The sequence below is a fragment of the Paenibacillus sp. FSL K6-1122 genome (assembly GCF_037977015.1).
Lineage (GTDB): Bacteria > Bacillota > Bacilli > Paenibacillales > Paenibacillaceae > Paenibacillus > Paenibacillus amylolyticus.
The window spans coordinates 1-12,039 of the sequence record NZ_CP150272.1 but is presented as its reverse complement, the minus strand read 5'-3'; the positions used below and the strand labels follow the sequence as shown (position 1 = coordinate 12,039).

General features: G+C 45.9%; 9 protein-coding genes. 1 reads left to right on the top strand and 8 read right to left on the bottom strand.

Annotated features, from left to right (window positions below; translation table 11 throughout):
• Positions 1-312 precede the first annotated feature (312 nt).
• Together NSQ20_RS00045 and gyrA are read right to left on the bottom strand one after the other, a co-directional pair.
• On the bottom strand, positions 313-1,431 hold the full coding sequence (locus NSQ20_RS00045; RefSeq protein WP_340031564.1) for an HD-GYP domain-containing protein: 1,119 nt from the start codon (positions 1,429-1,431) through the stop codon (positions 313-315).
• Between the two features lie 222 nt (positions 1,432-1,653).
• Positions 1,654-4,218 carry a DNA gyrase subunit A gene (gyrA, locus tag NSQ20_RS00040; RefSeq protein ID WP_340031563.1) on the bottom strand — a complete coding sequence of 855 codons (2,565 nt, stop codon included), beginning with the start codon at positions 4,216-4,218 and terminating at the stop codon, positions 1,654-1,656.
• 427 nt (positions 4,219-4,645) lie between these two features.
• Between gyrA and NSQ20_RS00035 the strand changes: the two genes are divergently transcribed.
• Positions 4,646-5,593 (top strand): YheC/YheD family protein, encoded by a 948-nt coding sequence (locus NSQ20_RS00035; protein ID WP_253504628.1) that lies wholly within the window; start codon positions 4,646-4,648, stop codon positions 5,591-5,593.
• Positions 5,594-5,686: 93 nt separating this feature from the next.
• Here NSQ20_RS00035 and gyrB read toward each other — a convergent pair whose 3' ends face one another.
• The 6 genes from gyrB to dnaA all read right to left on the bottom strand — a co-directional run bounded on the left by gyrB (position 5,687) and on the right by dnaA (position 12,039).
• Positions 5,687-7,597, bottom strand: a complete 1,911-nt coding sequence (gene gyrB, locus NSQ20_RS00030; protein ID WP_036611997.1) for a DNA topoisomerase (ATP-hydrolyzing) subunit B — start codon at positions 7,595-7,597, stop codon at positions 5,687-5,689.
• Positions 7,598-7,664: 67 nt separating this feature from the next.
• Entirely contained in the window at positions 7,665-7,913 is a 249-nt protein-coding gene (locus tag NSQ20_RS00025) for an extracellular matrix/biofilm biosynthesis regulator RemA family protein (protein WP_017691405.1), read from the bottom strand.
• A gap of 14 nt (positions 7,914-7,927) precedes the next feature.
• The gene (recF, locus tag NSQ20_RS00020; RefSeq protein ID WP_017691406.1) at positions 7,928-9,040 is read right to left on the bottom strand and encodes a DNA replication/repair protein RecF; all 1,113 of its coding nucleotides are present in this window, start codon (positions 9,038-9,040) and stop codon (positions 7,928-7,930) included.
• 57 nt (positions 9,041-9,097) lie between these two features.
• Positions 9,098-9,313 (bottom strand): S4 domain-containing protein YaaA, encoded by a 216-nt coding sequence (gene yaaA / locus NSQ20_RS00015; protein WP_036611994.1) that lies wholly within the window; start codon positions 9,311-9,313, stop codon positions 9,098-9,100.
• Between the two features lie 16 nt (positions 9,314-9,329).
• On the bottom strand, positions 9,330-10,472 hold the full coding sequence (dnaN, locus tag NSQ20_RS00010; RefSeq protein ID WP_017691408.1) for a DNA polymerase III subunit beta: 1,143 nt from the start codon (positions 10,470-10,472) through the stop codon (positions 9,330-9,332).
• 220 nt (positions 10,473-10,692) lie between these two features.
• A complete protein-coding gene (dnaA, locus tag NSQ20_RS00005; RefSeq protein ID WP_036611990.1) occupies positions 10,693-12,039 on the bottom strand; it encodes a chromosomal replication initiator protein DnaA in 1,347 nt (448 codons plus the stop codon).

The following is a 12,039-nucleotide window of genomic DNA, read 5'->3' as shown; positions in this document are numbered from 1 at the left end:
ACTTATTTTGTTACCGAATGTCGTTCTCTTCAGCAACTTTTATATCTTATCACATCCGAACCAACTTTGCAAGCTCTTTTTTTAAGTTTCTTTCGAATCTTATTTCATTTGCTTGCCGCACCGTGTAAACCGTGTTTTCTTGGCCGGAATTAGAATATACCATGTACAGATATTGAATGCAATTCTTTTTTTGATTAATTATATATCTTTCTATAATCTTTTTGTTTTTTTCTACATTTCCACATTTATCTCACATAAAAAGCCTCTCTATAAAAGAAAGGCCCTCTCATCAAGTTACTTTAATATCTATTGTTATCCGATAACCTCTTGGATGTGAAGCTGCCGTTGCTGCATCAGGTTAATGATGGTTCCGTCTACTGACACCATAGGCCGTGTAGGATGATCTCGATCAGAGAATACGATCTCTCCAATCTGGTTATTGCTGAGTTTTACTCGGATGCCATTATGGATCTGGGTCGATCGTTGAACAAATACTCTTACAATTGCAGGGTCCAATTTCCCAAATGCCTCACTTTGGATCTGTTCTAGGACTAGGTATGGTGATTGTGCCTTGCGGTAGATCTTCTCCAGGGTCATGGCGTGGAAAATATCAGCGATAGCTACAATCTTGGCATAAATATGAATCTGCGTCCCACTAAGCTGCAACGGGTAGCCTGAACCATCCACTTTTTCATGATGCTGCAAAGCTGCAAGTCTGGCTCCCTCATTAATAGCCTTTGCCTGTTTAAGGATCTGATAACCATATTTCGTATGCTGACGAATCTCTTCCTGCTCTGTAGCCGTCAACGTGGATGGTTTATGGAGTATCTGCGGATCTACCTTGTTGTTACCAATATCATGGAACAAGCCTGCAAAAGCCACTTGCATCCAATCCTTGGAGGGGAGATCGATCCATTGAGCCAGTTGATAGGATGTGATCGCACTCAGTACGGCATGGTGATATACATAATCATGTTCTTGCATTACTCGTGGACTAAAGGTAAGCACATTATATTGTTTGAGATGTGCAAACACTGCCTCCAACTGTGTACGTAACTCATAGACCGGTAATTCAGCCGCCAGAGAGGACAGGAAAGCATTTTTGGTTAGTCCGACCATCTTCTCATACTCATCCTGCAAAGACGTTACTACAGGAGCTGTGGTGACGTTCCCTGTCTTCCCTGCCCGTTCACCATTGTTGTCATTGGCAGAACTTCCTGCGGACACAGATGCACCTTTGGTTCCTGTACTACTCGACACCGTTCTTTCTTGTTCAATATCTACCTGTTGAATCATAAAGGCTCTGAGCACTTCCATATCCTTGGGTAAAATGACTTTTCCCTTCTGAAGCAGAACGTTGCCGCGAAGTGTTTGCACATCACTCCCAAGTTTGAGTCCTGGTTTGACTTCTGACAGGGTGATTAATCCCATGTGTATTCCCCTCACTCATCGTTCTTCTATGTTAATACAAACAAGACCATAGTCCCGGTTTTTCATGATATTTTCCATTATATTACTCAGGAATCAGGCTGTACATCCCAGATTCGGAAGAATAAAAGAAGAGATTCCTTTATACAAACAAAAGGGCTCCCGGTGGGAGCCCTCGCAATCTTCTTCCAATCTCAAAGAGATCAGTCTTTATAAAATTCTATTTTATGCTTCCGAACCGGAATCGTAGTCGCCCTCAACTTCATTAACCTCAGCGTCAGAAACGGTGCCTTCTTCCAAGCTTACTTCCGGAGCTTGGGACTCCTCGCCTTCCAAGCCTTCAAGCGACTCATCGTCTGGTTCCTCTTCATTTTTGTCAATTCGGCTGACTGTAGCTACTGAATCCTCGTCACGAATATGAATCAGCTTCACACCCTGCGTGTATCGACCCATAGTGGATATGCCTTCCATGCTCATCCGGATCAACGTACCGCTGGACGTGATAATCATCAGATCCTCTTCGGTTTTAACCATTTTGAGGCTGACTACTGAGCCGTTCTTCTCTGTGACATTAATAGTCTTGATCCCTTTACCGCCACGAGTCTGCATCCGATAATCACTGACAGGTGTACGTTTACCGTAACCTTTGGCTGTAACGATCAGAACATCAAGCTCTTTATCAACTACATCCATGCCGATAACAGCATCCTGTTCATCCAATGTAATTCCTTTAACCCCGGTTGCGCTACGTCCCATGGAACGTACATTACCTTCCGAGAATCGAATAGACATTCCGTTAGCTGTACCCATGATGATCTCTTGCAATCCATCGGTCAGCTTAACATCGATCAGAACGTCATCATCACGTAAGGAAATACCGATCAAGCCGCCTTTGCGAATATTGGTGTAATCCTCAAGTGGCGTCTTCTTCACAACCCCTTGGCGGGTAGCAAAGAACAAGTATCTGTCACTTTCGAATTCCTGGACCGGAATTACGGCATTGACCGATTCGCCCTGCTCGATCTGGATCAGGTTGATAATCGGCGTTCCCCGTGCGGTACGTCCAAGCTCTGGAATCTCGTAAGCTTTGAGACGGTACACTTTACCTTTGTCAGTGAAGAACATGAGGTAATTGTGGGAGTTGGTCACAAACAGATGCTCGACAAAGTCGGTATCTTTCGTATCCATACCCACGACTCCACGTCCACCACGTTTCTGGCTGCGGTATGTGGATACCGGCAGACGTTTCACGTAGCCTGTATGAGTAATCGTAATGATAACCTCTTCACGTGGAATCAGGTCCTCATCCAGAATACTCTCTTCACCTACAGTGATCTCCGTACGACGATCATCGCTGAAGCGGTCGCGGATCTCTTGCAGTTCCGTACTGATAATCTCAAGCACCAGATGCTCATTGGCCAGAATTTCGCGATACTCTCTGATTTTGACCATCAGTTCGTTATATTCATTTTCAATACGTTCGCGTTCCAGACCTGTGAGTCGTTGCAAACGCATATCGAGAATAGCTTGAGCCTGATCATGACTGAGTGAGAAGCGCTCAATCAAACCTTCTCTTGCTGCATCCGCATTACTGGATGAACGAATCAACGTAATAATCTCGTCGATATGATCCAGCGCAATACGTAAACCTTCTAGAATGTGTGCACGAGCTTCAGCCTTTTTCAGTTCAAACTGCGTACGTCTGCGAATAACCTCAATCTGATGCTGCAGGTAGTGATACAACACTTCGCGCAAGTTCAGGATTTTAGGTTCTTTATTAACAATCGCAAGCATGTTAATCCCGAAAGTGGATTGCATCGATGTATGTTTGTACAGGTTGTTCAGGACAACCCCCGGATTCACGTCTCTGCGAAGCTCAATTACAACCCGCATACCATTACGGTCAGACTCATCACGAAGGTCAGTAATACCATCAATCTTTTTATCACGTACCAACTCAGCGATTTTCTCAACAAGTCTCGCCTTGTTTACCTGATAAGGCAGCTCTGTAACGATAATTCGTGCCTTGTTGTTGTTCTCTTCGATGTTGGTTTTGGCCCGCATCGTTACTGAACCACGTCCGGTCTGATACGCCTGGCGAATGCCTGAGCGGCCCAAAATGTAGCCGGACGTAGGGAAGTCTGGTCCTTGAATGTAATCCATGAGTTCCATGGATGTAATGTCCGGATTTTGAATCATGGCCTGTACACCATCAATGACCTCACCCAGGTTATGAGGAGGAATATTGGTAGCCATACCTACCGCGATCCCGCCAACCCCATTGACAAGCAAGTTAGGAAAACGAGCAGGCAGAACGATTGGCTCATGTTCTTCACCGTCATAGTTCGGTTGGAAATCAATCGTATCCTTGTTGATATCTCTGAGCATTTCCATAGCAATCTTGGACAAACGTGCTTCGGTATAACGCATGGCTGCTGCCATATCACCATCGACCGATCCAAAGTTACCATGTCCATCTACATGCATATAACGCAGGGAGAAATCCTGTGCCATCCGTACCATCGTCTCGTAAACAGCAGAGTCACCGTGTGGGTGATACTTACCGATAACTTCGCCGACGATTCTGGCTGATTTTTTATGTGGTTTATCGGGTGTCATGCCGAGCTCTGACATCGCGTACAGAATACGCCGGTGAACCGGCTTCAATCCATCACGCACGTCAGGTAAGGCACGGCTAACGATGATGCTCATCGCATAATCCATAAACGATTCACGCATCTCGACGCCTATATCCCGATCTGTAATCTGAGAGTTCATTTCTTCCGCCATGCTGGACCTCCTTCTTGTCCTTCAACAAACGTTCCATTCCGTCATGCAAAAAAGTTGATTATATGTGAAAAGCCTAACAAGGCTAAAACCGCGCAAGAACGCTACTCTTTATTATATTACTTTCACAAAAGTTACACAATTAAACGTCCGCTGGGCAATAGCCTTTCTTCCGGGAACTTCTGCGTGTCTGGGGATACGCCCTGCCTTCCTCCCCAATTGCACATACAATGCTAGAAAAACGGCATATGTACTGTGCCTACCGAGGCTAAAGCCATTCCCGTCCTACGATCAAACTGCAAATTGTGCAGCTCATCGCACAAAACGCCATATTTCTCTATTATACCACTGAAATCGTCTCTTGTCCTTTGATTTCTCCGTGTCTGGTCCCTCTTTAGAACTGAACAAAACATGAAAGGACTGATGAATCTTGGGTATCCAACGCGTCTCCAGCAAATGGGCCAAAACAGCCGTGTTACAACGCAGTCGCATTGTGAATGAATATATCCCAGTGACCCGAAAATATAGCCGTCAAACTCTGGAACGAATGACTGAATTATTTGAGTCCAACTATATCAAACCGGACCGTGGCACTTACGGTAACGGCGTTATGCGGGTGAGAACAACCCGTTTATACGAACCTGTTGTTAATTCCGAAGATTCCACCACAGATGCAGAGGTTTCGGAAGAAACCAATGATCGAAACCTGGCTGATGAACCCGAAGCAAGTGCTGTTATCTCCAGAGCTACCTATCTCACAACAACATATCATCTCCAATACGGTACAGAGGAGAGATCATATCATTCCCTGGACGAACTCGAACGAGCACTGAATGATCGTATTCAGGAACGTGAATATATCATTCAACAGGGAATCTCGCTGATGAAGCATGAAAATTTGCCTTTTGACTTGCGTGTGTTAACTCAGAAAAATCTGCAACACAACTGGGAAACAACAGGTGTTCTGGGACGTATTGCTGCCCCGGGCAAAATCATCACCAACATTCATGGTGGTGGGCGATTGGCTACGTTTGAAGAACTCGTACTCCCCCATCTTCACCAGGATGGCTTCAAAAAACTTCGCACTGAGCTGTACCGCTTAGGTATTCATACCGCTGTGCAATTGCAAACATCATTTCCAAGACTCAAAGAGATTGGTATTGATATTGCGCTAGACGAAGCAGGGCGTCCCTGGATTCTTGAAGTCAACACACTGCCAGGCATTTATGCCTTTGGCTTATTACCGGACAAGGAGGCGTACCGGAAGATCAAACGTTATGCGATTGCGTACGGTCGTTTGCCCTCCAAAAAGGGTAAGAGCTCCCGGCCATCCCCTAAAGCACAGGCTTCATCTGCCAAAAAACGTGTACGCAGATAACAAAGGGATATGGAGATCTAAGTATACGCCTTCCCTGTTCCATAGCTTCCCTAATATAAAAAAGGCGCCCTCTCAGGCGCCTCTTCGAATATGTTAAATGTCGAGGTTTTTCACGTATTTTGCATTTTCTTGGATAAAGTCACGACGCGGTTCAACGTTATCCCCCATCAGGGTGTCAAACATGGTATCAGCAAGTATGGCATCATTAATCGATACTTGCATCATGGTCCGGCTCTCCGGATCCATCGTCGTTTCCCACAATTGTCCGGCATTCATCTCGCCAAGACCTTTGTAACGCTGAACGTTGAATTTCGCATTTTCGCCGAGCGTTGCAATAATTTCATCGCGCTCTCTCTCGGAACCGGCATAACGAATCACTTTGTTACGCTCAATCTTGAACAATGGCGGTTGTGCAATATATACATAACCTGCCTCAATGATTTTACGCATGTACCGATACAGGAATGTCAGCAATAGTGTTCGGATATGAGCACCATCAACGTCGGCATCGGTCATCAAAATGATTTTGTGATAGCGTGCTTTGGCAATATCGAAGTCATCACCAATACCGGTACCCATTGCCGTAATAATTGCTCTAATCTCCGCATTACCCAATATCCGGTCGAGACGAGCTTTTTCCACGTTCAAAATCTTACCACGCAGTGGCAAAATCGCTTGGAAATGACGATCCCGACCTTGCTTTGCTGATCCGCCTGCAGAGTCACCTTCGACGATGTACAATTCGCTGATTGAAGCATCCTTGGATGAACAGTCTGCCAGTTTACCTGGAAGTGAGCTTACTTCGAGTGCACCTTTACGACGTGTCAGTTCACGGGCTTTACGGGCAGCTTCACGCGCACGTGCTGCTTGCAGCCCTTTTTCCAAAATGCGACGGGATACGGAAGGATTCTCTTCCAGAAACTCCTGCAGCTTCTCGGCAAACAAGGATTCGACAATCCCACGCACTTCGCTGTTGCCCAGCTTGGTCTTCGTCTGTCCTTCAAATTGTGGTTCCGGAATCTTGACCGAAATAATGGCCGTCAAACCTTCACGCACGTCATCCCCGGAAAGGTTCCCCGTGCTGTCCTTGATTACCCCCGCCTTACGGGCGTAGTCATTGATAATCCGCGTAAGGGCACTCTTGAAACCTGATTCATGCGTTCCGCCCTCATGCGTGTTGATATTGTTCGCGAAGGAATAGATATTCTCGGTGTAGTTGTCATTGTATTGCAGGGCAACTTCCACCTGGATGTTATCTCTGGAACCTTCGACGTAAATTGGATTCTCATGCAGGACTTCGCGCTTCTGGTTCAGGTAGGAGACGTATTCGATAATGCCGCCTTCGTACATGAACGAGTTGGTTGCACCTGTACGCTCATCCGTCAATGTAAGACCGATGCCCTTGTTCAGGAATGCCAGCTCACGAATCCGGGCAAGCAAGATGTCATATTCGAACACTCTTGTTTCCGTGAAAATTTCAGGATCTGGATGGAATCTAACCGTTGTTCCTGTTTCGTCGGTTGTACCGATCACTTTCAGGTCATACTGTGGAGCTCCACGGCGATATTCCTGTTGATAGATATGTCCCTCACGTTTAACCGTTACAACCACTTTTTCAGAGAGTGCATTCACAACGGACACACCAACACCATGCAAACCACCGGATACTTTATATCCGCCGCCGCCAAATTTTCCCCCTGCATGGAGGACAGTCATAACTACCTCAAGTGCAGGACGTTTCATTTTGGTATGTTCGCCGACAGGAATACCCCGTCCGTTATCGACTACAGTCACGCTATTGTCTTCATGGATACTGACCTCAATGTGGTCGCAATAACCTGCGAGCGCTTCGTCAATACTGTTGTCCACTACTTCCCAGACCAGATGATGCAGGCCCTTGGAACTGGTGGAACCGATATACATGCCCGGACGCTTCCGTACGGCTTCCAATCCTTCAAGGACCTGAATTTCATTCGCATCATATGACGGTTGATTCATAGACATGCCTTTCACCTACTTCTATAGATTCAATATCGTAAATATGCGTTAACTAATTTTATGCCACACAACGCTAGAGATCCGGAAAAATGTGAGCCCGCTTTTTCAGCGTGGCTGAGGAAATAGGCGAGTAGTACACAATGTTTTTGGTCACCACAATGGACTTGGCTTCCTCTTCGCCGATGTGTTCCACTGTTTTTTCCTGCTCGGCATGCGTGACATACTGCTTGGAGATCTTTGAGGATTTTTCAATCGATATATCAAAAATAGCGACCAATTCGGAAGAACGGATGATCTTCTCACCGCCCAGATGAATGTACATAAGCCCCTCACTCCTTAGCGTTCAACCTGTCCGGCATGAACGTGATAAATACTGGCATCTTTGAGCTTGTCAACGTTCAGGCTCTCGATTCCCGTAGCCGTAATAAAGGTTTGCACCTTGCTCTGGAACGTTTCGATCAGCTGCGTCTGGCGGAAAGGGTCCAGCTCGGACAGAACATCATCCAACAACAGAACTGGATATTCTCCGATTTCTTCATGAATCAGTTCAATTTCCGCAAGTTTAAGGGACAACGCCGTTGTGCGCTGCTGCCCCTGCGAGCCATATGTTTGTACTTCCCGATCGTTAATGAAAAAGGACAGGTCATCCCGATGCGGCCCACTAAGGGTTGTGCCTCGGCGAATCTCCTGCTCTTTCATTTGTGATAATTTTATCATAAATTGGTCCATTAAGACAGCTTCATCTTCCTCAGCGGCTTCGCTGAAGGAAGGAAGGTAGGCCAGCCGCAAGACTTCTCCGCCTCCGGTGATCCCCTGATGAATCGTTTCTGCCCACTTTTGCAGTTTCTTTATGAATTGTTTCCTTTTTTTGACGATTTTAACACCATGCTCGACCAGTTGTTCGTTCCACACCTCAAGCATGGTCTGGGCCGATGCCCCTTTTCCCCATAACTGCTTAAGCAAATTATTTCGTTGGACGAGCACTTTTTGGTATTGCTGCAGGTGGTACAGGTAGCCAGGTGCAACCTGTCCAATCTCCATGTCAAGAAACCGGCGGCGGACCCCCGGTGTGCCTTTTACAATTTCCAGATCCTCCGGTGCAAACATCACCACATTGAGCGCTCCGACAAAATCACTTAACTTGCGCTGCTCCAGGCCGTTAATCTTTGCTTTTTTGCCTTGTTGCGACAAAGATAGTTCAAGCTTGACCGATCCGTACTTTTTGTCGACCTCTGCTGCAAGTCTGGCACGTTCCTCACCGAAACGGATTAACTCCTTGTCACGGGATGTACGGTGGCTCTTGGTGAGTGCAAGTACAAAAATCGCCTCTGCAAGATTGGTCTTGCCTTGGGCATTTTGCCCGATCAACAAGTTTACGGGACCAAAAGAATCCAGTCTCAGATGTTCATAATTGCGGAAATTCTGCAGATCAATGCTGTTCACAAACACGCGGTAACCTCCCTTTTATCCCGTCCGTCAGGAGGCAGCAGGATCGAACTGGTCTTCTTATTCTGCAGCAACTTCGAATGTGCCTTCTCCGTCCACTTCAACGATATCCCCAGGGTATAACTTACGTCCCCGGCGTTCCTCAGGCTCTTTATTCACACGTACAAGACCTTCCTGAAGCAAAGCTTTGGCCATACCTCCAGTTGGGATGCAATCAGCCAGTTTCAAAAATTGATCAAGCTTAATATATTCCGTACGAATCGTAACTTGGTTCACTATGATCTTCCTTTCGTTAGTTGGTCGTCCGATATGGCAATATCACGTAAAGGCTGTGACTGTCATCCAGCGGTTTCAAGATGATTGGACTCATGACTCCTGTAAAAGCGATCATCAGTTGCTCACTTTCAACAACTTTCAGCACATCCAGCATGTATTTGGAGTTGAACGAGATTTTTAACGGATCTCCTGTAAACTCGGCAGGTTCGATTTCTTCTCTTACTTTACCTAGCTCGGAAGAGCTTGAAGAAATTTCAACGGATCCTGAATCCATCGTTTGCATACGCACGATGTTTGTTTTCTCTTCACGCGACAGCAAATAAGCCCGGTCAATGGATTCACTTAATTTTTTTGTATCTAAAACAAGTTCTGTTTTGTATGACGTTGGAATAATTCTAGAAGTATCCGGATATGTTCCGTCCAAAATACGGGAGTAGAACAATACACGGTCGATTTTGAACAGAACCTGGTTATCTGCAACAACGATATCCACAAGGGTATTTTGATCCGGAACAATTTTGCTGAGCTCGTTCAGCGTTTTACCGGAAATGACCACGTTGTTAAAGCGGATACCTTCTGCATTATCCAGCATTGCTGATCGAGTAGCAAGACGGTGACGGTCTGTTGCCACAAATTTCAATTCGTTGTCACCCAAACTCCAGAGTACACCTGTCAGGATTGGAGTAGTCTCATGTGTGGAAATGGAGAAGACCGTTTGTTTGATCATATTTTTCAGCAAATCTCCTGGAATGGAGACGGTTTGGTTTTCTTCGATGCTTGGCAGTACCGGGAATTCTTCCGGATCCAGACCTACCAGTTGAATTTCGGTAGCACCTGCGGAGATAAAGGTGTTGAAGTTCTCTTTGACTTCCATGTGCACTTCCTGTGATGGCAGCTTTTTGATGATCTCCACAAAAAACTTGGCTGGCAAAACTACACTGCCGGGTTGATCTACCTGAACTACGCTTTTATCTCCATCTTCAAGCGGGATGAAGGATTGAATGGATATATCGGTGTCACTTGCTGTCAACGTTACACCTTGATGATTCACGTCGAATTTAATACCGCTCAGAATCGGAATCGTCGTACGGCTCGAGATCGCTTTGGATACTTGCTGTATGGAATCGTTTAAGTAGTTTTTCATTATGCTGATTTTCATGGTTTCACTCCTAGCTGTTTTTTTGGGTGTTGGGGTGTTAAAAGGTGTTTTTCAAAGGCCGAAGGCTAAGCTCCGAAATGGCTATTTTGGAGATGATATCTTTAAGATCTTTTTAGTAATAATAGTAATAGGGGCACTGAATATGTGGATAAGTGGGTATAAACCCGTACACCCAAGCCTATCCACATGTGTATACGTTGTGCATAGGCTTGGGACTTGTTCAGGTTGGATTCTTTATTTTTTCGGTTAAGTTGTTGATAACTTTATAGAGATCCTGATCGTTTTTAATCGCTTGGGAGATTTTTTCGTGAGCATGTATGACAGTGGTGTGATCTCGTCCTCCGAATGCTTCCCCAATTTTGGGCAGAGAAAAGTCTGTCAGTTCACGAGAGAGATACATGGCAATCTGTCTTGGAAAAGCAACTGCCTTGGTCCGTTTCCGTGCTTTGAAATCTTCAAGCTTAAGGCTATAATACTCGCCGACCTTTTGTTGGATGTCATGAATAGTGATCATTTTGGGACGACTGGAAGGAATAATATCCTTCAGTGCTTCAGCTGCCAGATGAGTGGTTACATCTTGATTAGTCAGTGAAGAATAAGCAACGACCCGAATCAGGGCGCCCTCCAGTTCACGGATGTTGGTGTCAATCTGGTTGGCAATGTACATCATCGCTTCATTCGGAATATCCAAGTTTTCCGCACGTGCCTTTTTCCGCAAAATTGCGATCCTTGTCTCCAAATCTGGAGGCTGGATATCCGTGATTAACCCCCATTCAAAGCGAGAACGAAGCCGTTCTTCCAATGTCGGAATTTCCTTCGGTGGTCTGTCGCTGGAGATGATAATCTGCTTCCGTTCCTCATGCAGCGCATTAAACGTATGGAAAAATTCCTCTTGTGTTGATTCTTTTCCCGCCAAGAACTGAATATCATCAATGAGCAAAATGTCGACGCTCCGGTATTTGTTACGGAAGCTCTCCCCGCGGTTGTCACGGATCGAGTTAATGAATTCGTTCGTGAATTTCTCAGACGACAAATAAACGACTTTGCTGCCCGGATCATGCTCCAGAACATAATGTCCGATCGCATGCATCAAGTGAGTTTTACCGAGACCTACTCCTCCATACAGAAAGAGAGGATTGTAAGCTTTGGCGGGCGCTTCAGCTACCGCCAGCGATGCGGCATGGGCAAAACGGTTGCCCGGCCCGATGACAAATGTATCGAACGTATATTTCGGATTCAGCATGCTGAGTACGGCTTCTTCCTGTACAACTGTAGGCGTTGGCGCCGGCAGTTGCGGGTCCGGTTCAGCAGGCTTGTTCTCTTCGATGACAAATTTCACATCGACTTGCTTGCCAAGCAACTCGTATACCGTCGAGCCAACCAATTTGGTGTAACGGCTCTCCAGCCATTCGACGGCAAACGTGGTTGGTGCGGAAATGACGATTGAACGGTCATTCAGCTTGGTGGCTTTGGTTGCTTTGAACCAGGTGTCAAAGCTGGGTTTGCTGAGTTTGTTTTGTATGATTGATAAAATTTGCTGCCATAAATCAGAAGTATGGCTGTCCAC